Source organism: Ruminococcus sp. (genome assembly GCF_019423705.1).
In the GTDB taxonomy this organism is placed as follows: Bacteria; Bacillota; Clostridia; order Oscillospirales; family Ruminococcaceae; genus Hominimerdicola.
The window spans coordinates 106,404-128,409 of record NZ_JAHZAX010000006.1; the positions used below are offsets into that span (position 1 = coordinate 106,404).

The 22,006-nt window shown below is 46.0% G+C and carries 17 protein-coding genes and 1 riboswitch; of the genes, 7 read left to right on the plus strand and 10 right to left on the minus strand.

Translation table 11 applies throughout. The features are described 5' to 3' along the window. Nucleotides 1-5: 5 nt before the first annotated feature. The 4 genes from QZ371_RS06570 to queA all read right to left on the minus strand — a co-directional run bounded on the left by QZ371_RS06570 (nucleotide 6) and on the right by queA (nucleotide 3,770). Nucleotides 6-1,106: a metallophosphoesterase gene (locus QZ371_RS06570; protein WP_295210855.1), complete on the minus strand. Its 1,101-nt coding sequence runs from the start codon at nucleotides 1,104-1,106 to the stop codon at nucleotides 6-8. Next, nucleotides 1,106-1,489 (minus strand): PAS domain-containing protein, encoded by a 384-nt coding sequence (locus QZ371_RS06575; RefSeq protein WP_295210858.1) that lies wholly within the window; start codon nucleotides 1,487-1,489, stop codon nucleotides 1,106-1,108. The genes QZ371_RS06570 and QZ371_RS06575 overlap by 1 nt, the downstream gene beginning before the upstream one ends. Then, nucleotides 1,479-2,600 (minus strand): acyltransferase family protein, encoded by a 1,122-nt coding sequence (locus tag QZ371_RS06580; protein ID WP_295210860.1) that lies wholly within the window; start codon nucleotides 2,598-2,600, stop codon nucleotides 1,479-1,481. Before QZ371_RS06580 ends, QZ371_RS06575 begins: the two co-directional genes overlap by 11 nt. Nucleotides 2,601-2,723: 123 nt before the next feature. Next, entirely contained in the window at nucleotides 2,724-3,770 is a 1,047-nt protein-coding gene (queA, locus tag QZ371_RS06585; protein ID WP_295210861.1) for a tRNA preQ1(34) S-adenosylmethionine ribosyltransferase-isomerase QueA, read from the minus strand. Nucleotides 3,771-3,947: 177 nt separating this feature from the next. Next, nucleotides 3,948-4,147: riboswitch (Lysine riboswitch) on the plus strand. A gap of 175 nt (nucleotides 4,148-4,322) precedes the next feature. Between queA and asd the strand changes: the two genes are divergently transcribed. From asd to dapB, 3 genes are all read left to right on the plus strand, one after another. Next, complete coding sequence (gene asd / locus QZ371_RS06590; protein ID WP_295210864.1) at nucleotides 4,323-5,405, plus strand: aspartate-semialdehyde dehydrogenase; 1,083 nt, start codon at nucleotides 4,323-4,325, stop codon at nucleotides 5,403-5,405. Nucleotides 5,406-5,441: 36 nt separating this feature from the next. Continuing rightward, nucleotides 5,442-6,332, plus strand: coding sequence for a 4-hydroxy-tetrahydrodipicolinate synthase (dapA, locus tag QZ371_RS06595; protein WP_295210866.1), 891 nt, complete (start codon nucleotides 5,442-5,444; stop codon nucleotides 6,330-6,332). Between the two features lie 161 nt (nucleotides 6,333-6,493). Next, the gene (dapB, locus tag QZ371_RS06600; protein WP_295210868.1) at nucleotides 6,494-7,252 is read left to right on the plus strand and encodes a 4-hydroxy-tetrahydrodipicolinate reductase; all 759 of its coding nucleotides are present in this window, start codon (nucleotides 6,494-6,496) and stop codon (nucleotides 7,250-7,252) included. A 62-nt stretch (nucleotides 7,253-7,314) separates the two neighbouring features. On the opposite strand, the gene QZ371_RS06605 is transcribed toward dapB, so the two are convergent. The 4 genes from QZ371_RS06605 to rlmD are packed head-to-tail and all read right to left on the minus strand — an operon-like array spanning nucleotide 7,315 to nucleotide 12,997. Then, on the minus strand, nucleotides 7,315-9,534 hold the full coding sequence (locus tag QZ371_RS06605; RefSeq protein WP_295210871.1) for a transglutaminaseTgpA domain-containing protein: 2,220 nt from the start codon (nucleotides 9,532-9,534) through the stop codon (nucleotides 7,315-7,317). Between the two features lie 13 nt (nucleotides 9,535-9,547). Then, nucleotides 9,548-10,711 (minus strand): DUF58 domain-containing protein, encoded by a 1,164-nt coding sequence (locus QZ371_RS06610; RefSeq protein WP_295210874.1) that lies wholly within the window; start codon nucleotides 10,709-10,711, stop codon nucleotides 9,548-9,550. Between the two features lie 10 nt (nucleotides 10,712-10,721). Beyond that, nucleotides 10,722-11,663: a MoxR family ATPase gene (locus tag QZ371_RS06615; RefSeq protein WP_295210875.1), complete on the minus strand. Its 942-nt coding sequence runs from the start codon at nucleotides 11,661-11,663 to the stop codon at nucleotides 10,722-10,724. Further along, nucleotides 11,660-12,997: a 23S rRNA (uracil(1939)-C(5))-methyltransferase RlmD gene (gene rlmD / locus QZ371_RS06620; RefSeq protein ID WP_295210878.1), complete on the minus strand. Its 1,338-nt coding sequence runs from the start codon at nucleotides 12,995-12,997 to the stop codon at nucleotides 11,660-11,662. Before rlmD ends, QZ371_RS06615 begins: the two co-directional genes overlap by 4 nt. Nucleotides 12,998-13,604: 607 nt before the next feature. On the opposite strand from rlmD, the gene QZ371_RS06625 reads away from it, so the two are divergent. The 4 genes from QZ371_RS06625 (at nucleotide 13,605) to QZ371_RS06640 (ending at nucleotide 18,959) form a co-directional block, all read left to right on the plus strand. Further along, complete coding sequence (locus tag QZ371_RS06625) at nucleotides 13,605-14,849, plus strand: CapA family protein (RefSeq protein ID WP_295210879.1); 1,245 nt, start codon at nucleotides 13,605-13,607, stop codon at nucleotides 14,847-14,849. A 331-nt stretch (nucleotides 14,850-15,180) separates the two neighbouring features. Beyond that, nucleotides 15,181-17,523, plus strand: a complete 2,343-nt coding sequence (gene yicI, locus QZ371_RS06630) for an alpha-xylosidase (RefSeq protein ID WP_295210881.1) — start codon at nucleotides 15,181-15,183, stop codon at nucleotides 17,521-17,523. Between the two features lie 163 nt (nucleotides 17,524-17,686). Next, a complete protein-coding gene (locus QZ371_RS06635; protein ID WP_295210884.1) occupies nucleotides 17,687-18,091 on the plus strand; it encodes a DUF3783 domain-containing protein in 405 nt (134 codons plus the stop codon). Further along, complete coding sequence (locus tag QZ371_RS06640) at nucleotides 18,081-18,959, plus strand: DMT family transporter (RefSeq protein WP_295210886.1); 879 nt, start codon at nucleotides 18,081-18,083, stop codon at nucleotides 18,957-18,959. The genes QZ371_RS06635 and QZ371_RS06640 overlap by 11 nt, the downstream gene beginning before the upstream one ends. An 88-nt stretch (nucleotides 18,960-19,047) precedes the next feature. Here the strand turns inward: QZ371_RS06640 and QZ371_RS06645 are convergent, their stop codons facing one another. Further along, nucleotides 19,048-20,118 carry a type IV pilus twitching motility protein PilT gene (locus QZ371_RS06645; RefSeq protein ID WP_295210889.1) on the minus strand — a complete coding sequence of 357 codons (1,071 nt, stop codon included), beginning with the start codon at nucleotides 20,116-20,118 and terminating at the stop codon, nucleotides 19,048-19,050. Between the two features lie 31 nt (nucleotides 20,119-20,149). Next, a complete protein-coding gene (locus tag QZ371_RS06650; RefSeq protein WP_295210891.1) occupies nucleotides 20,150-21,829 on the minus strand; it encodes a GspE/PulE family protein in 1,680 nt (559 codons plus the stop codon). Nucleotides 21,830-22,006 lie beyond the last annotated feature (177 nt).

Genomic DNA, 22,006 nt, shown 5'->3' on the forward strand with positions numbered 1-22,006 from the left:
CTTTATCATTCTATTATATCAGACGGCAGCCAGCCGACTGTTGCATTTTCCGTAATTACAAAAGACATTGTTTCATCTTCGTCAAAGACCGATACCTTCTCGCCTTTTTTAACAGTAGGGAAAGATGACAGACATTGATAAACGTGAGGCGTTTCATCAAAATAGAATATCTCACGGTCAGGTATATATCCCTCGCCCCCTGAATATTCATCTCTGACCTTTGTCAGATATCCATTTTTCTCGACTATCGTGATATCCTGCCTTTCCCAATCAAAATCAATATATACAGGCTTCAGATCACTTGAATGATCTTTTATGACAGTTTTTTTAAGTGCGTCTGTATCCCACATTATTTTATGAGAATAATCCTCACCGCACTTATCAATGATAAGCAAATTCATCTGACAAGCCTTCTTGATAGTCATTCCGCCGTCAATACATATCATTTTCTTTTTGCTGTCGATTATAGGAAGATTAGTCACATTTGAACGTCTGTAATTGTATGTGGGATAATGCCCGAATACAAGCTGCTTTCCTGTTGGATTTTCTTTCCGCAAAAACCACGGAACAGTTATAGCATAAATATCATCTGTATTTCTCCAGTCGGGACGATCTTCAAGTCCTGCGTGAACAAAAACATATTCATCTGTTTCAAGGCACGTTGGAAGCTCTCTGATAAAAGATAACAGCTCACCATACTTCTCTACAACTTTTTCTCTTATCTCAAGCCAGTTGCCCTCCCAGCAGTCAACATATCCCAGCGTATTAGCCATTTGCCTGAACGTGTTATGCTCATTGCGGTAAAACTGCTGCTGAAACCGCTTGAACTCATAGTGATAAGCCATTCTTGAACACATTATATCGTTGTTGCCCATTAACAATATCGCCTTGTCGCTTTTATCACAAAGAGCCTTAACATATTCAAGAGTTTTTATATTGTCGCTGCCGTGTTCAAGTATGTCGCCAACGATCACAAGATAGTCATTTCGAGGATCATATTTTGCCCTTTTCAGCAGTCTGTCAAAAAGCTGCCAATGGGTATGGATATCGCTGACAGCAAGTATCCTGCATTTTTCGGGCAGCGAAAGCTCAATGATCTTGTCCATTATTTCTCCCCATTTTCAATATCGTACATAGCCATACTTTCTCTTGTTCTGTACTCGTGCTTCTCATAATACCCAATAAGCTCTCCCTCATCATTTCTGAGAGCTATCATGTAAACGTCCTTATTTTCCTTTTCGTTGCGGAAAGTATACACCTTGTTGTTGCCCTTATCCTTTTTGAACCATGCAATGACCTGCTCTATCTTGTCATTAGAATCCCCGTTGTGACAGCCCTTTATGGACCTGCCGACCAGCGCCGCACCCCCACGCTTTTCGTATCTCTTCACCGCCGCAGGGTTCATATAAACGATCGTGTGCTCAAGATCGCATATAACAACAGCCGCCTCGTCAGCGTCGATAACGCTCTTGAAAAAGTTATTTTCCATTGTCTTTCTCCTTTATGATTTTCCTGTCAACGCCCTTGACGCAGTTCATTATGCCGTCAAGCGGCTTTCCGAATATCTTCAAACTGAGCACCGCCGTGACAACAAGCGCCGTCAGCGAATAATATATCCACCAGTTGTTGGGGAACATCTGCGCCAAAGCCTGCTGAAAGCCGTAATACGTCAGCGCATAAATAACAGTCCTGTGCCAGAAATATATCTGCAAAGTCCTCGTTCCCCCCGTGCTTATAAAAGGTATCCGCACATTAACGCTTATGCCGATAAAGGCAAAACAAAGCACCGCCGATATTGCCATAGCCAGCAGCCTGTGCCAAAATGTGCAGTCCATAAGCGTAACAGTCTCCACATCAAGATAAGAGTTCTTTCCCGTGAATAGCATTCTCAGCGGATAAACAAGCTCCGTCTTTGCAAATGAAAAATACGCCCATATAGCCACGGTAGCCAGCGAAACTAGCCTTATATACCACCTGTTCACAAGCTCCATAAGCTTCTTCGGGTCGATAAGATAGCCGCCGTAATAAAACGGGAAAAATACGATTATCCTCGATAACGAGTAATCATCACCGATAGCATTGTCATATCCCACAAAAAGCGCCAGCACAATGCTGAATGCTAAAACGAACCAAGGCTTTGAATTTCTGCAAACATAGCATATGGCAATGTAAGCCGCCAGCGCAAATAAATACCAAAACGTTCCGTCTCCGCCCGAGAAGTTGAAGAAAAGGTCTCCAACCTCTTCCCTGTCGATCTTTGTCTGAAAAATGACCCTCGAAGCATATAGCAGAAATTTCAGCGTAAGCCCCAGCACAAAGAAAACGAGTACCTTTTGCCCATTGAACTTCTCGTCCTTCCTCCGCCGATGAAACAACCCCGAGATAAACATAAACAAAGGCATATGAAAGCCATATATGAAAATGAATATCTTGTTTAAATACATCGTCTGCGGAAGCTGTGGATCACTTGCCCCCGTACCGAAAAGATCAATTGTACAGCCGTCAGTAAAATGCCCCAGCACCACAAGAAAAATAAGCAGAAACTTTAAATTATCATATAAATATAGCCTTGACCTCTCCCCAGACGTCCTGTCAACCATAAAAATATTAACCTCCAAAAAAAGCAAGAAGAGCAAGCAGAATCAAGCGAACGAAGTTCGCAACCAAAATAACACCGCCGCAGGCGATACCTTAATTCCTCATTCCTCACTCTTCATTCCTCACTACAAAATGAGCATACAGTCACCAAAACTAAAGAACCTGTACTTCTCCTCCACAGCGATCTTGTAAGCATTCATAGTGTTCTCGTATCCCATAAACGCCGATACAAGCATAATGAGCGTGCTCTCGGGCAGGTGAAAATTCGTCACCAATCCGTCAAGTACCTTGAACTCAAAACCGGGGTAAATGAATATCTCCGTGTATCCGTCGCAAGGCACGATCTTTCCCCCATTGAACGCCGCAACGCTCTCCAGCGTCCTGCAAGAAGTCGTTCCGACTGCGATAACACGTCCGCCGTTGGCCTTTGTCTCGTTTATCATCTTAGCCGTCTCTGCACCAAGCTCGTAATGCTCCCTGTGCATTTTGTGATCCAGCACCTTGTCCTCTTTAACTGGCCTGAACGTTCCAAGACCAACGTGCAAAGTTACATACGCAATGTTCACACCCATCGCCTTCAAGTCCTCAAGCTGCTGCTCAGTAAAATGCAAACCAGCCGTCGGCGCAGCAGATGAACCCAGCTCGTGTGCATAAACCGTCTGATACCTGTCCTTGTCCTTGAGCTTTTCCGTAATGTATGGCGGCAATGGCATCTGTCCGATCTCATCAAGTGTCGCAAAGAAATTCTCCTCGCACTCAAATCTCGCAATGCGGTTTCCGTCCTCAAGTACGTCCGTTATCTCCGCCTTGAGCTTTCCGCCGCCAAACACGAACCTCGTTCCGATCTTCGCCTTCTTGCCTGGCCTGCAAAGAATCTCCCATACCATATTCTCTTTCTGCTCCACAAGCAAAAATTCAATGAGAGAACCCGTGTCCTCACGCTCGCCGTAAATTCTCGCAGGCAAAACCTTTGAATCATTGAGCACAAGCAGATCACCTTTTTTAAGGTAGTTGCATAGATTATAGAAATGGTCGTGAACCACCTCTCCCGTCTTGCGGTCGACCCTCATCATTCGAGATGAGTTTCTCGGCTCAACAGGGGTCTGCGCAATAAGCTCCTGCGGCAGATCATAATAAAAATCCGATTTTTTCATATTGCTGATATCAAGCATTTTCAATATCTCCTATTTATATAAATAATGTTTTGTCATACATTGATCGCACTCGCAATCCCGAATATCCGCCCTGCCAGCCAATTTAATTCAAACTAAACTTATTAATTTACAAAAAATTAATAGAATTTCGTCTATATGTATTGACAGACGGCAAAATATTTGTTATCATTAAACAGAACAGATAGAGGTGCAGTCGAAATGAGTATCGCTTTTTCGTCAGCGTGAATTGACACCCTGACGGCAGCTTCCCAAAGCCTATAAAAAGCGTGAAAGGTAAGACTGCCGAAGCGGAGCATTGGGAACGCCCCTGCTGACTGTTAGTTTAATAGACTATCAGTTGTCATCATTACAGGTGATGGAGTGCTATCGGCATAAATTTGTTTATGTCAACATTCTTATTATATTGTATGATGAACTGGTTTTCAACCAGTTTTTTTATTATTTGTTTATTTTTTATGTTTTGTGCAAAATAATATTTCTGCCGCTGCGTATTTTAGTTTATTATGCCAAAGAAATTTATTGCAATTGCACGGGAAAAGGAGTTTTTATATGAAAAAGTACAATGTCGGTATAATCGGCGCAACAGGAATGGTAGGACAGAGATTTTCTCTCCTCCTCGACAAACACCCTTGGTTCAACGTTGTTTGCGTTGCCGCTTCCCCACGTTCCGCTGGCAAAAAGCTCAAGGACGCAGTTGCGGGCAAGTGGAAGCTTTCTGAGCCTCTGCCGGAAGCTATCGGCGAACTCACAGTTCTGAACGCCGAGGAAGACGTTGAGAAGATCGCTTCAATGGTAGATTTCGTGTTCTGCGCTGTTGATATGAAGAAGGACGAGATCAGAGCGCTCGAGGAAAAGTATGCAAAGGCTGAATGCCCAGTAGTTTCAAACAACTCCGCTCACAGACATACTCCTGACGTTCCAATGGTGATCCCGGAGGTAAACCCTGAGCATATCGAGATCATCGCTTCACAGAGAAAGAGACTCGGCACTAAGAGAGGCTTCATCGCAGTTAAGTCTAACTGCTCCCTCCAGTCTTATGTACCTGCTCTTGCTCCTCTTATGGATAAGTATAAGGTAACAAAGGCTCTCGCCTGCACATATCAGGCGATCTCAGGCGCAGGCAAGACATTTGAAAGCTTCCCTGAAATTCTCGACAACGTTATCCCTTATATCGGCGGCGAGGAAGAGAAGTCTGAGAAAGAACCTCTCAAAATTTGGGGTCATATCGAGGGCGAAGTTATCGTAGACGCAACTGCTCCTGCTATCACAACACAGTGCCTCAGAGTTCCTGTTTCTGACGGACATACAGCAGCAGTTTTCGTTTCATTCGAGAATAAGCCTTCTAAGGAAGATATCCTTAAGGCTTGGAAAGATTTCAGCGGCGTTCCGCAGGAGCTCCAGCTTCCAAGCGCTCCAAAGCAGTTCCTCAACTACTTCACAGAGGATGATCGTCCACAGGCTAAGCTGGACAGAAACCTCGAGGGCGGTATGGCCGTTTCTATCGGCAGACTTAGAGAAGATTCTCAGTATGACTATAAGTTCGTTTGCCTCTCACACAATACTCTCAGAGGTGCAGCAGGCGGCGCTGTTCTGTTGGCAGAACTTCTTGCAGCAAAGGGCTATTTTGACTAATCAAACATATATAAATGCACGAAAGGAGTGCTGTTTATGAAAAAGACGATCTTTACAGGCGCAGGCGTTGCTATCGTAACACCAATGAACGCCGACGGCTCTATCAACTTTGACAAGCTGGGAGAGCTTATTGACTTCAACATTGACAACGGCACAGACGCTATCATAATCTGCGGAACAACAGGCGAAAGTGCAACTATGACCGATGAGGAGCATATCGAGTGCATTCGCTATGCCGTTGAAAAAACAAACCACAGGATTCCTGTTATCGCAGGCACAGGTTCAAACCATACCGAGTATGCCGTGAACCTTTCAAAGAAGGCCGAAGAGCTTGGCGCTGACGCCCTTCTCTGCGTAACGCCTTATTACAATAAGACCTCACAGGCAGGACTTATCGCACACTTCAAGGCTATCGCCGAAGCTGTCACCCTGCCGATTATCCTTTACAATGTTCCGTCAAGAACAGGCGTGAACATTCTCCCTGAAACTTGTCTCGAGCTTTCCAAGATCGACAATATCGTCGCTGTCAAGGAAGCAAGCGGCAATATCAGCCAGATCACACAGGTGGCTGCCCTCTGCGGCAATAACCTCGATATCTATTCGGGCAATGACGATCAGATCGTGCCTATTATGGCTCTCGGCGGAAAGGGCGTTATCTCAGTTCTTTCCAACTGTATGCCATTTGAAACTCACGAGATCACTCAGCTCTGTCTTGACGGCAAGTATGAGGAAGCAAGAGAAAAGGCATTCAAAGTACTTGATTTCACAAAGGCACTTTTCAGCGACGTCAACCCTATCCCTGTCAAGGAAGCCCTCAACCTTATGGGCTTTGAAACAGGCGAGTGCCGTCTGCCTCTCGTAAGAATGAGCGACGACAAGATCGAAAAGCTCAAGGCAACAATGACAAGCCTTGGACTTATCAAGTAATAAAGTAATATCTAAAGGGCGGAGCGATTCGCCCTTTATGTTTATCGTTGTGTAAAAATACCAGTGTAGGGGCTGGCGTCCCCGACAGCCCGAACGCTGTCCGTTTGCCGACCTGTACACAGGCGTATTATGTATTATTAAAAAGCAAAGGAATGATATAAATGACAAAGATCGCAATATGCGGAGCCTGCGGCAAAATGGGCAGGTTCATAAACGACGTTATCTCTGAAAGAGACGATTGCCAAGTAAGCGCCGGTATCGACAAGTTCGGCGAAGCTTATGCTGACTTCCCTGTTGTAAAGGAAGTTGCCGACCTGCCGGAAAAGCCCGACGTTATCATCGACTTTTCCCACCCATCAGCCCTTGACGATCTCCTCAATTACTGCCTCGCAAACGGCACAGCTCTTGTTATTGCAACAACAGGCTATACCGAAGAGGACACAGCAAAGATACACAAGGCTGCCCAGCAGATACCTATCTTCTTCACATTCAATATGACTTTGGGTATCAATCTGCTTGCTAACCTTGCAAAGACCGCTGCGAAAGTTCTCGGCGGACAGTATGATATCGAGATCATCGAAAAGCACCATAATCAGAAGATCGACGCTCCGTCTGGCACAGCCATTATGCTTGCCGACGCTATCAACGAAGAGCTTGACAATAAGTACCACTATGTTTACGACCGCCATTCCGTAAGAGCAAAGAGAGAAAAGACCGAGATCGGTATGCACTCTATCCGTGGCGGCACTATCGTTGGCGAGCACGAGATAATTTTCGCAGGAAGAGACGAAGTTATCTCCCTCAAGCACGAAGCTCATTCAAAGCAGGTGTTCGCTGTTGGCGCAGTAAACGCAGGAATTTTCCTCTGCGGCAAGCCGGCAGGACTTTATGCGATGAGCGATCTTCTCGCTTCACTTTAATATCTAACTGTACAAAAAACAGGACTACCGCTTTTGCGATAGCCCTGTTTTATTATGCTCTTTTATCTGTCCTCGTCAATTACCATTTTCATCTTCTGCTTTTTCGCAAGGACTTTCCATTGTGACTTGTACTGACTGTAAACCGCCGCCCAGTCCTCTGCCGTCGGCTCATATCCGCCGAAGCATACACGCTGGAAAAGCTCTATCAGCCTGCCGATATCTCCACCACGCTGCGAAACATATCCGCCGATCATTTCGGGGGTGTAACCCGAAAGACTGTCACGAGATGATATCTCAAGAAGCCTTATGACACGCCTGTAAAGCCGCAGCACCCTGTTCACATTGCTGCTGAATTTCAGCGATATCCTGAAAAACAGCTCCATAATTCGGTCAAGCATTACAAAGAATATCAGCACGAATATGACGGCGATAACAAGCGCTATCCTGCTGAACCAGCTGACAAATGTGGAAACATCAAAGCCGCCACCCTGTCCGCTGAGATCCTGCTGATACCCTGCAACGGTGGGGTCAAAGGTCATCCAGCCAACGCCTGCCACAAACACCTCAACAAAGGCGTGGGCGTGGCTGTCTCTCACAACGAACTCGCCGTTCTCATTTTTCTCATAAGCCGCAAAGCCCTCAACATATCTCGCAGGCAGGCCCAGCATTCTCGCCATAAGGGTCATACTGGTGGCATAGCTTGTGCAGTTGCCACGCTTGCTTGTGAAAAGAAAATATGCGATAGATTCGTCAGATGGCTCGTATTCGTTATCGTAAACATAGCCGTTTTGCTCGAAATAATTCACAAGCGCCTCAGCCGTTTCGTAATCGTTCTTGCAGTCCTTTGTTATGTCCTCCGCAAGCTGCGCCATTCTTCTGTCCGTGTCGTCATAATCCGAAACGTCCGTGTAAAGCTCGTAAAGCTTTTGCAGGTTGTCGATCTGCTTATCCGTAATGGCGTCGCTGCCGTTGGTCTTTGCGTCATTAATCAGCGCCTCAAAACTCTGTGCATACACGTTTTTAAGATTTTTCGCAAATTCACGCTCTTTTTCCGTCTCGGGATAATATTCAAAGCTTATTCCAAGCCTTGTGTTGCCTGCGTCATAAGGCCTGTATACCTCGCCGTGAACTGTCTTGAAATAAACCGTGCTCTCCCCCGGTGTGATAAGCAGCGGCGCAGGGATATAGCTTGGCGTAAAGCTGTCGCTGTACTGGTTCATAACCGCCTTTTGCGAGAAAAGATCATCGGGGAATTCATTTCCCATAAACCCGAAATATTCATACTGACCGCTGGCTGCCAGCTTTTTCATTATATCGTAGGTGTAGCTTGTGGAATTGACCTCGTTATCGCCATAAAGATGAACGGTCTTGTCAAAATCAAAGCTGCTGTCATAGTAATTATAATCGGTCACCCAGCGTTCGCCGACGAAATTATCAAAGCTCTGTCTGCGCAGATAAATGACCTGCTCGTCAGATGTGGTTGTGAAGTTGAAAAGTATCTCACCCGTGGTGTCTGCTCCAAATCTCGGCGAGGATTGCTCGCTTAGATCGGCATAGTCCGAACGGGTCTGTATTTGCAGATCAAAGAAATTCTTGTTGTTTTCAAGATAAGATGTGTGGCTCGGCAGGGGCACGAACATTGCGATCGCTCCAACAATAGTGACAAATATCGCCGCAGCCGCAGCATAGGACTTATTGATGATAAGCCGTGAATTGCTATCGTCTGAAACCAGCCTGCTATGCACCATAAGTGCAAGGAAAACTGTCAGCATAAGGGTGATATCAAATGTCGCCATACTGTCAGCCCTTTTTCCGTAAATGAAAAATGGAAAAAGCAGCACAAGCATCGTGCCGAAGCTTCTGTACCGAACTATCGTGAAATAATAAAGCACCGAAGCAATGAAAAAGCCAAGGCCTATAAACAGGAAATAAAAGTAATCATATATCCTGCCAACTTCTTGGCTGTTAAGATAAAACCAGTCGATAAAGGTCTTGCCCGAACTTGCAAAGCCAGACCGCAAAAGGTTCATACTGAAAAACAATATGCACACCGTCAGCGCCGTATAAACAAGCCCACGAATGACTTTTTTCGGCTTTAGCCATTCAAAAAGCGCAAACAGCAGGCACTCATAAACCCCGAAGCCTAAGTTGTAAATGCGAACATCATCGCCCATATAGGTCTTGAAAATAATGTTCATCACGACTGCGGCAAGCAAAAGTGGCAGCGCATATCTTGAAAGGATCTTCACAAGGGGCTGTTTTAAGTCAAAAGTTTTTTGCATTGAACACGCCCCCTTATGTCATTTTGCGAAACACAAAGTTTTCGTCAACTGTCCACATATTCTCGGTCTGCTTTTCAATGCCGCTGAGCCTTGTCACAACGAATGAGCCGCCAAACTCTTCCAGCAGCACGGCGAAGTCCCCAGCCATTGACGATAGGCAGGAAGTAAAGCAGATAGGCGCAGTCTTGCCGATCTCTTTTGAGAATTCAAGGCGCTTGTCCTGCGGATAAGGGGACACCGCCGCAAGCTCGTTTTGAAGCTCTGCGATATCCGCCGCCGAACGGATCTTCATCGACTTCCAGCCGCCGAGATAGTAATTATATTCGCTCTCAAAGCCCTGCATAATTAGTATTGAAAGCATTGCAAGGCTCGCTTCCATTATGTTGTCAACATTCATCGCATACATTGCGTTGTTATTTTTGCACTCGGGTATATCGAGGAAAAATGACTGACTGGAAGCCGTTACCTTTTCATCAAGGCGCACCATAAGCTCTTCCTTTTTGGAAGAAAGCTTCCAGTTTATTCTTTTCAGCGGATCGCCGATCTCATAAGGTCGGTGATCGTAACCCGGAACTCCTGTGAGACCCAGCGCATTTTCGTCCGATTCGCTTTCGTTATCATCGAAGGCTGAGTTTTCGGAAGTGGCTCTGAGCACTTCGCTTTGAGTGCCTGTATCTGGAATGTTCGGCATAATCTTCACGGTCTTTATCGCCGAACTGAACTTTTCATCGTCCACCCTCAGCGTTACGATACCGAGATAATCGTGGAGCATTATTGACTTTATTTTCACCCGGCCCATTCCTGCGAAACGTGTTTCAAGGCTGAGCTTTACGTTTTCCTGCCTGCCGCCGATGACAACAGTTTTGAAAAACATTGCGTCCTTTCCCACGATATTTTTTGAACATTCCGCCGTGACCTCGATTATGCAGGAAGGCATAAGTGGCAGGGCGTTTAGAAGCATTATCTCGGCGTCAAGCTCCTCGCCCTTTGCGCTGATATCAGTTGAAAGCTTTATTGCCGCCTCAAGCTTGTTTTTCGTCACAAGCAGGGATATCATCGAAAACAGAAAGGCGAGTAACAGCAGGCAGAGCACAAGAAGTCCGCCGCTGCCGTTTATATACGCCGTCAGCAGTATCGAGATAAGGACGCAGGTCAGATATCCTAAAAGATTTTTCATTATCCGCCGCTTAACCTCTCTCTATCTTATCGGGCGATTTAACGCTGAGGGAAATTTTCTCGAGGACTTCCCTTTCGTTTGCAAAAGCAGATTTGCCCTTTGGCGAAAGCATAAGCCTATGTGAAAGCACGTCTGTCATAACTGTTTTCACGTCGTCGGGAGTAACATAGCCCCTGCCCATAACGAAAGCGTAAGCCTTTGCGGCTTTGAGCAGGGCGATACTTCCTCTCGGCGATACACCAAGCTTTACAAATTCGGAATTTCTCGTTGCTGTAACAAGGCTGAGGATATACTTTCTCACGGAAAGCTCAGCGGTGACGTTTTCAACATAGCCCATAAGCTCACGGACGTCCTCGAGAGTCATAACGGGTTTGATATTCTTTGCAAAGCTTGTTTTTTCCGCCCTTGACATAATATCAAGCTCGTCCTCATAGGAAGGATAGCCCATTGAAATCTTCATAATAAATCTGTCCATCTGCGCTTCGGGAAGATGATAAGTGCCATAAGTTTCCACAGGATTCTGCGTTGCCAGCACCATAAAAGGCGTTGGCAGGGTGTGGGTATTTCCGTCGATGGAAATTTGGTGCTCTTCCATAACCTCGAGAAGGCTGGACTGTGATTTCGGCGAAGCTCTGTTTATCTCGTCCGCCAGCAGGAAGTTGCACATTGCTGCGCCCTCTTTATACTCAAGCTCGTGGGTATCTTGATTTATCATCGAAAAGCCCACGATATCTGACGGCATAATATCGGGGGTGAGCTGGATACGATTATACTTTCCGTCCACCGATTTTGCCAGCGCAGACACAAGCTGGGTCTTGCCGACGCCCGGAACGTCCTCGATAAGGACGTGACCGCCGCAAAGCATTGCTGTGATTATTTTCACAACTGAGTCTGTTTTGCCGACGATGACTTTCTCGATATTATCCACAAGGAGCTTTACTTTTTCGTTCATTTTTTGTCCCCCTCAAAATTTTTATAATTCTTGGAATTCTTATAATTTCTGTTCGGCTTATTATTTTGTCTGACGAAGCTTTCGCTGGTTTTATTTTTGCTATATTTTTTGCCGCCTTTTGCTCTTGGCTGCAATGGCTTTATAGCCTTTGGTTTATCGACAGGCTTTTGCTCAAGGAGCACCACATTTTCAATGCCCGTTGTATGTGGGAACATATCCACGGGCTGGATAGACTTTGCTTTATAGCCGATCTTCGCAAGAAGCTTCAGATCTCTTTCGAGAGTTTCTATCTTGCAGGAGACGTAGACTATTTTCTTTGGTTTCAGCTTATCGAGGGAGTTCACGAACTCTTCCGTTGTGCCTGCTCTTGGCGGGTCGAGAAAGACCACATCGCAGCTTTCGCCTGCTTGTGCAAGCTTGACCATAAAGTCCCCTGCGTCCTCATTATAAAATGTGATATTTTTGATATCGTTGAGTTTTGCATTTGAGACTGCGTCCTTGACGGCGGCGGAATTGACCTCGACGCCTGCGACGTCTGCGCCGCTTTTGGCAGCGATAAGACCGATTGTTCCCGTGCCGCAATATGCGTCGATGACTTTATCGCCCTTTTTCAGATCAGCGAACTCGACAGCTTTTGAGTAGAGCTTTTCCGTTTGAATGGGGTTGACCTGATAAAAAGAGTGGGGGGACACACGGAATTTACAGCCGCAAAGCTCGTCGGTTATATAGCCGTTTCCGTACATCACGATATCCCTATCGCCCAAAGTCAGCGGAACGCTTCCCTTATTGATATTCTGAACGATCGTTGTGATATACGGGTGCTTTTCGGTAATTGCACGGACGAAATTTTTCTTTGCAGGAAAGATCGGCGTTGTTGTAACGAGGACGAGCATAAACTCGCCTGTGCCGTAGGCTGTTCTGATGAGGGTATGCTTTAAAATGCCCTGTCCGCTTTCGGGGTTATATGGCAGTATCTTGAAGTCTGTCATAAGCTCTTTGAGGGTATCGACGACGTTCTGCGCTCTGATATCCTCGAGGAAGCAATCGTCTGTTTGGGTTATGCCCTGAGTTGACGACTGGAACACGCCCGAGACGATACGCTTTGAGCCATTGACACGATAGACGGTCTGCACTTTATTGCGGTAATTATATGGTTCGTCCATTTCGATGATCGGCTGGACGTGTGCAAATCGGCTTAACATTCTTTCGGCTTTTGCCTGCTTCCACTCGATCTGCTCGGCATAAGGTTTATCCAGCTGGCAGCCGCCGCACCTTTTAAAGCAGCCGCAATGCTTATCCCCTGTTGATCTATTTACTGTGATATGTTTACTCATTATAATTCTCTTTTCATTATGTATAAATTTTATATTAAGTATACCATTTTATGTGGGTAATGTCAACAAAAGCGGCTATAACTTTTAGGTTTAGCAGTATGTGTGGAAGTATAGTTTCTGCTATCCGTATAAATATTCAATTGTCAAGGTACTGTGCGGAGGCTACGTCGCAAAGCTACGCTTATAAATTATGCGCACACGCAAGTTTGCGGTTTCGTCTCAACATTTGGGTGCAAGTCCTTAGATGCGCCGGACAAAACCTCCCTTCGGGTTTCCTAAGACCTCAGTCCAACAAGTTTCCCTTGCCACTCTACAAATGTCCTTCTACTTATCCCGAAAAAGGGGCGTTTTGTTGCATTAAAAATGCAACTATTGCTCAAATGTTATCAAATTAAATTATTTTTCAGTTGTTTGTACAAATTGGGGTGGGGGAATTTAGGCAAATTGACAATAACATTGTCGTTCTTTTTTAATACTATAAAACTTTATACTGCCGATACTTTTCCCGCCGACAAATTTCAATTTTCTCTTGCCTAACGGCTAAAAGTGTGGTAAAATTGAACTATAAGTAAATTTGTATTAGATCATAGATAACGAAAGGACAAATATGAAGAGCATTTTTTATAAAAAAGCGGCAGCGCTGGCTTTGACGGCGGTTATGGCGCTGGGAGCAAGCGGCTGCGGAAAATTGGATACTCAGACGCTTGACAATGGGATAGTGACTACCACCACAACAACGGCGCAGAAAGCTGAGACCAAGATAACTGATGAAAGCAAGGCGGAGAGCTCCGCTCCCGAGGAAAAAGAAGAGGAGCAGCCGAGTTATACTTGTTCGCTGGTGTGCGTTGGCGATAATCTTATTCACGACAACATTTATAATGAGGCGCTCCAGCTTGGCGGCGGCGAAAAGTACGATTTTACGCAGGCTTATGAGCACGTCACAAAGTACATCGAGGGCACGGACGTTGCTATAATCAATCAAGAGACGCTTGTGACGGACAGCGTTGAGCCACACAGCTATCCAAACTTTGCATCACCAACGGCTGTGGGCGACAAGGTCGTTGATATGGGGTTCAATGTGGTCTCGATGTCAAATAATCACGTTCTTGATCAGGGTGAGGAGGGGCTTATAAGCTCACTCGATTACTGGGACACAAAAGACGTTGTGCATTACGGCGCTTATCGTTCGCAGGAGGACGCTGATGATATCAAGACGCTGGAGGTCAACGGGATCAAGTTTGCTTTTCTTGGATATATGGAGCACACAAACGGCTATTATCTCAGCGGCGAGGGTGCGCAGGTCATATACCTCGACGAAGAGGACAAGATCAAGGCGCAGATCGAAGAGGCGGACAAGATGGCTGACGTGGTGGTCGTTTCCTGCCATTACGGCACGGAGATCAGCAATGAGCTAAATGCACAGCAGCAGGAGATAACGCCCAAGCTGGTGGAATGGGGCGCTGATCTTATTATCGGCACGCAGGCGCACACGATAAGCACTTGCGAATATCTTGACAAGCCCGACGGCGGCAAAGCCTTCGTTTATTACGGACTGGGCAATTTTATCTCAACGATGTACGATATCAAATCACCTGTAGGGCTTATCGGCAAACTGAATGTTGTGAAAGACCCTGCCAGCGGTGAGATCTCTTTCGAAAACGTCAAGGCTATCCCGATCATTTCCCACTTTGAGGCCTATTCATATGACGGCGACTGGTTCAACTGCACGGTATATCCTTATGCCGAATACACGGACGAGCTTTTCGCAAAGAATTTTATCGAGGGCTTCACCCGTGAAAGCGTTGAGGAATGTTTATCTTATGTGCCGAACGAGTTTTTGAGCATTGAATAATCATAGCGGTGCGCATTGATAATATCAATATCATTCAAATATTTCTGCGGACGGAAAATCAAGCCGTCCGCTTTTTTGCGTTATAATGTAAAGGATTACATATATCTTAATAAACTTATATAATGATAATATCAATTCAAAAAATATTTACATTAAAATGTGCTCAATCCATTAAAATACTTGCAAAGATTATTTTTTTACTATTGCAATTTAGGCAAATATGCTATAAAATATACATATAGGGGAAAAAAGATTTCCCGATAAAGAATTTCATTTTTTTATATTTTAAATCTAAGAGAATATTTTATTTTTTCAAACAGGAGGTAAACTTATGAAATTTGCTGACGGTTTCTGGCTCAACCAGAGAGGCTACGAAGTAAACTATGCAAGTCAGGCATTCGAGATCAAGGAGATCGAAAACGGCTTCCTCGTTGTGGCAACACCTTTCGTTGTATACAACAGAGCGATGATGCTTGGAAGTGCGAACCTTGAGATCGCTTACACATCAACTCAGGAGAACTGCGTGAGAGTAAACATCACTCATCACAAGGGCTATGTTGACAATGGTCCGCATTTCGTTCTTGAGGACAAGGGCTACAAGCCGCAGGTAACTGTTACAGACAAGGAAGCTGTTCTTGTTACAGGCGACACAAAGCTCGTTGTTTCTAAGGAGAACTGGAGCTTTACATATTATTATAAGGACAAGAAGCTCACAAGCGGCGGATGGAGATCAACAGGCGTTATTTTCGAGAGCGCTTACAAGCATCAGGCTAAGCTTCAGACACAGCTTGACGACACGTTCTGGAGCTATCCTGCTGACCCACACAAAACTTACATCAGAGAGCAGTTTGACACATCTGTCGGCGAATATTTCTACGGCTTTGGTGAGAAATTCACAACATTCACAAAGAATGGTCAGAACGTTGAGATCTGGAACGCTGACGGCGGCACTTGCTCAGATCAGTCTTACAAGTCTATCCCGTTCTATCTTTCTTCAAAGGGCTACGGCGTATTCGTAAACAGCTCTGACAAGGTATCATATGAAGTTTGCTCCGACACAGTTTCTAAGGTATCTATGACTGTTCCGGGCGAGAATATGGAGTATTTCGTATTCGGCGGAGCTAATCTTACTGACGTGCTCAAGGGCTATACTGATCTTACAGGCAAGCCTTCATTGCCGCCTGCATTCTCATTCGGTCTTTGGCTCACAACTTCATTTACTACAACTTATGATGAAGAGACTATCACTTCATTTATCGACGGTATGGCTGAGAGAGACATTCCGCTTCAGGTATTCCACTTTGACTGCTTCTGGATGAAGGGCTTTGAGTGGTGTAACTTTGAGTGGGACAAGTCACAGTTCCCTGACCCACCTGCAATGCTCAAGAGACTTCACGAGAACAAGGGCCTCAAGACCTGCGTTTGGATAAACCCATATGTTGGACAGCGTTCAAAACTCTTTGACGAGGGTATGGCAAACGGTTATTTCATCAAGAAAACTGACGGCTCTGTATTCCAATGCGACGAGTGGCAGCCCGGTATGGCTATCGTTGACTTCACAAATCCTGAGGCTTGCAAGTGGTATGCTGGATACCTCAGAAAGCTTTGCGAAATGGGCGTTGACACATTCAAGACTGACTTCGGTGAGAGAATACCAACAAGAGACGTTGTTTACTTTGACGGTTCTGACCCGATCAAGATGCACAACTATTATACATATCTTTACAATGAGTGTGTATTCAACGTGCTGAAGGAATATTACGGCGAGAACAAGGCTTGCCTGTTTGCACGTTCTGCAACGGCCGGCGGACAGAAGTTCCCTGTTCATTGGGGCGGCGACTGCTCGGGCAACTACAACTCAATGGCTGAAGTTGTTAGAGGCTGTCTGTCACTTTGTATCTCAGGCTTCGGCTATACTTCACACGATATGGCTGGCTTTGAGGCAACTGCAACTCCTGACATCTACAAGAGATGGGCTGCATTCGGTATGTTCTCTTCACATTCAAGACTCCACGGCAACCAGTCTTACAGAGTGCCTTGGCTCTTTGACGAAGAGTCCTGCGACGTGCTCCGCTTCTTCACAAAGCTCAAGGGCAAGCTTATGCCTTATCTTTGGGCACAGGCTATCAAGACACACGAAGTCGGCGTGCCTGTTATGAGAGCAATGGTAATCGACTATGCTGACGACCCGACCTGCCTTACACTTGACAGACAGTATATGTTCGGCGACAACATTCTTGTTGCACCTATCCTTAACGACGAGGGTATCGCTGAATATTATGTTCCTGCCGGCAAGTGGACTGACATCATCACAGGCAAGGTTCTCGAGGGCGGCAAGTGGTACAAGCACAAGTGCTCATACTTTGAGATACCAGCTCTCGCAAAGCCAAACAGCATTATCGCATACGGCAACTTTGAGAGACAGATCGAGTATGATTACCTCGAGGGCACAACATTCACGATCTATGAGCTTGAGGACGGCAAGAGCGCTGTTTGCCCGATCTACGACACAGAAGCAAACAAGGTATTCGAGCTGACTGCTACAAGACACGGCAACAAGATCGAGTGCGAATACAGCGACACAAAGGCAAGCTTCAAGATCGCTGTTGCAAACACAGACAAGTCTGTTGAGATCACTCCGAACTTCGGCGGCAAGGTCATCATCGAACTTTAATTTAAAATCATCACCCACATATAAAAGGTCGCTCCGAGAGATCGGGGCGATTTTTTATGCTAAAAAAATTTCGCAAAAACGTGTAAAAATTCTGTATATTTGCCCTTGAAGAATGTCTATTATTAAGGTATAATATAATTATAATGATTAAGGAGCAATTTATATGAGATCAAGAATTAGAAGCGTTATCCCCAAAAAGATCGTGGGGATAAATATATCTGAGGACAAGAGGCAGATCATAGAGGACGTGGCAAAGAGCGAAAACGCTGAGGCGGTGTTCTTTGGCGGCAAGGTATCTGCCCAGCAAGTTGGCTGGCTTTGCGGCTTCAAGGGCTTTGAGCAGTCCGACAAAGAGGGCGAAGCTATTGAGGAAGAGTGTTTGATATTTTCGGGCATTGACGGCAGGAGCCTTGACCCTATCCTCAAAAAGCTGCGTGCAAAGGTCGGGTCGATCGACCTTAAAGCCATTGTGACGGCGCTCAATCAGAGCTGGACGGCGGCGGAGCTTGTTAAAGAGCTGCGGCGTGAGCACCAGCATATGAACGGGGGCGATGGTGATGAAAAGTAAATACAAGGCAATAATCTACATTATCCTGTCGGCGTTTTCATTTGCGTTTATGTTCGCATTTGTGCGGCTTTCGGGCGATCTGCCGACCATTCAAAAGACCTTTTTCAGAAACTTCGTTGCGCTGTTTTTCGCTATCGGCGTGCTGAAAAAGAACCACGTTCGCTTTCATATTGAGGGCAAAAAGAACAACGCTGTCATTTTCATCAGAGCCTTTGCTGGCACGATCGGAATGATCGGCAACTTTTACGCTATCGACCACCTTGTGCTGTCGGACGCTTCAATGCTCAACAAGATGTCGCCGTTTTTTGTTATCATTTTCTCCTTTATTTTCCTAAAGGAGCGGCTGACGATATTCCAAGGCTTGACGGTGCTTTTCGCTTTTATCGGAAGCCTTTTCATAATCAAGCCGAGCTTTGAAAATGTTGACTTCTTCCCTGCCCTTGTGGGATTTCTTGGGGGAATGGGCGCAGGACTTGCATACACCTGCGTGCGGTATTTGGGTCAGCACGGGGTCAACGGAGCTGTTATCGTGGCGTATTTCTCGGGCTTTTCCTGCCTGTTCACGCTGCCATTTCTCATCTTCGACTTCCACCCTATGACTATCGGGCAGATACTTTGCCTTCTTGGTGCTGGAGCCGGTGCGGCTGGCGGACAGTTCGCTATCACGGCGGCATACACCCACTCACCTGCGAGGGAGATATCGGTCTACGATTATTCCCAGCTTATTTTCACGACGATACTTGGCTATTTCTTCTTCGGCGACGTGCCCGACGGCTGGAGTTTCCTTGGATACTTCATCATCATCGCAATGGCTGTGCTGGTATTCCTTTATAACAACGTTTGGCACAAAGATGAAGCACAAAGCTGATGGAATGAAAATTAAAACATAACAAAAAAGAGCGCTTTTACGAAAATGTAAAAGTGCTCTTTTATATTGCATAAAATTCTGTTGCTTATTAGTTGCCGCCTGCGATAAATCTCTTGAGATCCTGTGGATTTACGCACTTTTCAAGGGCAACATCCATTGAGATAGTTCTTGAACGAACGAGCTTAGCAAGCTCCTGATCCATTGTCTGCATTCCGACTGCCTTACCTGTCTGCATAGCTGAACCGATAAGGTGTACCTTGTCGTCACGAACCATTGCCTTGATAGAGTCTGTGGCATTGAGTATCTCGCAGCAAGCAACACGGCTTGTACCGTCGAATGTACGGCAAAGTGTCTGCGTACAGATACCAACGAGAACTGAGGCAAGCTGAGTTCTGATCTGGTGCTGCTGGTGAGCTGGGAATACGTCGATGATACGGTCGATAGTTGAAGGAGCGGATGTGGTATGAAGTGTACTCATAACAAGGTGTCCTGTTTCTGCGGCGGTTACGGCGGCTTCGATAGTCTCGAAGTCACGCATTTCTCCTACGAGGATAATGTCCGGGTCCTCACGGAGAGCTGCACGGAGGGCAAGTGAGAAGCTCGGAACGTCCGGGCCGATCTCTCTTTGGTTGACCATACATCTCTTATGTGCGTGCATATACTCGATAGGGTCTTCGATAGTGATTATATGCGCTGATTTATGTATATTGACGTGGTCGATCATAGCGGCAAGAGTTGTTGACTTACCGGAACCGGTAGGGCCTGTTACAAGCACAAGTCCACGAGGTCTCATTGCAAATTCAGCAAGGATAGGCGGAAGATCGAGGTCTGTCAGCGTTGGGATATCGTTTCTCAAAAGACGGAGGGCGATAGCTGTATTGCCTCTCTGACGATACACGTTTACACGGTGACGGAAGCCTCTGGAAGAAACGTAAGTAAAGTCTGTATCAATGTGATCCTTGATAGACTGACGCTGCTTATCGGTACACATATCTTCGCATATCTTGAGTATTTCGATCTCAGTCATATCAGGATATGATGAAAGCTTTCTCAAGTTACCACCCTGCCTTACGATAGGCGGGATACCTACTGTGAAATGCAAGTCGGAGCAGCCAAGGGCTCTAGCTTCGTCAAGGATTTTGTTAATGTCGATTGCCATATCAATTTACCTCCAAATATTTCTATATCTATTATACAGCGTATGTTACACGGATAAGTTCGTCCATAGACGTTTTGCCCTGCTGGACCAGCTGAGAAACGTTATCTCTAAGCAGCTGGCAGCCTTCCTTCTTGGCGAGTTCCTGTATCTCGTCGGCTTTAGCGCCTCTTGTGATAAGCGCCTGCATTGCAGGAGTTGCAAGAAGAATTTCGTGGATAGCTGTTCTTCCCCTATAACCTGTGCCATTGCACTTCGGACAGCCGCAAGGGTCATAGACCTGTACGGAATGATCGAGACCCATAAGCTCGTTCTCTTCCTCAGTTGACATTCTAGGCTTTTTACATTCATTGCAGAGCACCTTTGTAAGTCTCTGCGCAACGATACCGATAAGCGATGTTGCGACCATGTAGGCCTCAACGCCCATATCCACAAGTCTTGTTACTGTTGAAGCGGCGTCGTTCGTATGAAGTGTCGAAAGCACAAGGTGTCCTGTGATAGCGGCACGGATTGCGATCTCGGCTGTTTCGGTATCACGCATTTCTCCGACCATTATGATATCCGGGTCCTGACGGAGGATAGAACGGAGGGCGGCGCCGAATGTCATACCGGCCTTTTCGTTGATCTGGCATTGGTTTACGCCGTCGATCTTCTTCTCGACTGGGTCTTCGACTGTGATAACGTTATTGTTTGGCTTTGAGATCTCGCCCAAAGCGGCATAAAGAGTTGTAGACTTACCGGAACCGGTAGGGCCTGTTACCAGCACAACGCCCTGCGGCACTTTAAGGCAGGCTTCAAATCTCTTATAGTTATACTCGGTCATACCGAGGTCTGTGATCTTTCTAAGGGACATATCGCCCGTTGCGAGGATACGGAGTACGACCTTTTCGCCGTAGACCATTGGCAGGTTAGATACACGGAGGTCAAGGGTCGTGCCGTCAACTACCTGTGACATACGGCCGTCCTGCGGTACTCTCTTCTCGGCGATATTCATACCGCTCAAAATTTTGAAACGGGTCACAAGTGAGGTATGGAGCGCAGCGGACAGGGTCATAAGCTCGATAAGGTCGCCGTTTACACGGATACGGACGACGGTCTTGTCCTTGAACGGCTCAATATGGATATCCGTTGCGTCCTGTCGCTGAGCGTTCTCGACGATAGCCGTTGCAAGCTTAACGATAGGCGCATTTTCGATTCTTTCCTCGGAGATATCCTTGAGTTCTTCGAGGTTGAGCTCCTCTTCCTTCTGCTTGGTAGCTTCGTCAACAACGGAGCTAACCTGTCCTTCGGAATACATTTTACCGATCGCACGGTTGATAGACGCCTTGGTTGACAGGACAGGGGTTATGCTGCAGCCCGTGATAACTCTCAGGTCTTCAAATATGTAGAAGTTGATCGGGTCGTTAGTTGCGACGGTCATTCGCTTGCCGATCTTGCTTACTGCGATTACGTTATACTTTCTTGCAGTTGCTTCTGGTATCCTCTTGACGATATCTGGGATAAGCTCTGTATTATCCAGATCGAGGTAAGGAACGTTAAGACGTTCGGCGAGAACCTGACAGAACTGGACGTCGGTAACGAGTTTCATATCAATGATAACGTCGCCGAAAAGTTTACCTTTCTGCTCTTTCTGCTTTGCGAGGACCTGCTGAAGCTGCTCCTCGTTGATGAGTCCCTTTTGTACAAGATATTGTCCGATAGGGCCGTTTCTCATATATATTACTCCAATCCTCCGCATAAATTCTGGGTTTGCTGACGTGCGGAACCGTCAATGAAGTCTGCACTGTCAAAAGAGCCGACAGGACAGAAAAAATTGAAATTAGTGTTTTTAGCTATTGTAATCTTGTGAAAAGTATGATAAAATTAAAGTATTAACAAAAGTGAAGTCAGG

What these genes read in the sequence shown, in the direction of transcription:
- QZ371_RS06645 (WP_295210889.1), bottom strand. Translation starts at nt 20,118, where the DNA reads ATGGCAATCGACATTAACAAAATCCTTGACGAAGCTAGAGCCCTTGGC.
- yicI (WP_295210881.1), top strand. Translation starts at nt 15,181, where the DNA reads ATGAAATTTGCTGACGGTTTCTGGCTCAACCAGAGAGGCTACGAAGTA.
- asd (WP_295210864.1), top strand. Translation starts at nt 4,323, where the DNA reads ATGAAAAAGTACAATGTCGGTATAATCGGCGCAACAGGAATGGTAGGA.
- queA (WP_295210861.1), bottom strand. Translation starts at nt 3,770, where the DNA reads ATGCTTGATATCAGCAATATGAAAAAATCGGATTTTTATTATGATCTG.
- rlmD (WP_295210878.1), bottom strand. Translation starts at nt 12,997, where the DNA reads ATGAGTAAACATATCACAGTAAATAGATCAACAGGGGATAAGCATTGC.
- QZ371_RS06605 (WP_295210871.1), bottom strand. Translation starts at nt 9,534, where the DNA reads ATGCAAAAAACTTTTGACTTAAAACAGCCCCTTGTGAAGATCCTTTCA.
- dapB (WP_295210868.1), top strand. Translation starts at nt 6,494, where the DNA reads ATGACAAAGATCGCAATATGCGGAGCCTGCGGCAAAATGGGCAGGTTC.
- QZ371_RS06635 (WP_295210884.1), top strand. Translation starts at nt 17,687, where the DNA reads ATGAGATCAAGAATTAGAAGCGTTATCCCCAAAAAGATCGTGGGGATA.
- QZ371_RS06625 (WP_295210879.1), top strand. Translation starts at nt 13,605, where the DNA reads ATGAAGAGCATTTTTTATAAAAAAGCGGCAGCGCTGGCTTTGACGGCG.
- QZ371_RS06610 (WP_295210874.1), bottom strand. Translation starts at nt 10,711, where the DNA reads ATGAAAAATCTTTTAGGATATCTGACCTGCGTCCTTATCTCGATACTG.
- QZ371_RS06615 (WP_295210875.1), bottom strand. Translation starts at nt 11,663, where the DNA reads ATGAACGAAAAAGTAAAGCTCCTTGTGGATAATATCGAGAAAGTCATC.
- QZ371_RS06570 (WP_295210855.1), bottom strand. Translation starts at nt 1,106, where the DNA reads ATGGACAAGATCATTGAGCTTTCGCTGCCCGAAAAATGCAGGATACTT.
- QZ371_RS06580 (WP_295210860.1), bottom strand. Translation starts at nt 2,600, where the DNA reads ATGGTTGACAGGACGTCTGGGGAGAGGTCAAGGCTATATTTATATGAT.
- dapA (WP_295210866.1), top strand. Translation starts at nt 5,442, where the DNA reads ATGAAAAAGACGATCTTTACAGGCGCAGGCGTTGCTATCGTAACACCA.
- QZ371_RS06575 (WP_295210858.1), bottom strand. Translation starts at nt 1,489, where the DNA reads ATGGAAAATAACTTTTTCAAGAGCGTTATCGACGCTGACGAGGCGGCT.
- QZ371_RS06650 (WP_295210891.1), bottom strand. Translation starts at nt 21,829, where the DNA reads ATGAGAAACGGCCCTATCGGACAATATCTTGTACAAAAGGGACTCATC.
- QZ371_RS06640 (WP_295210886.1), top strand. Translation starts at nt 18,081, where the DNA reads ATGAAAAGTAAATACAAGGCAATAATCTACATTATCCTGTCGGCGTTT.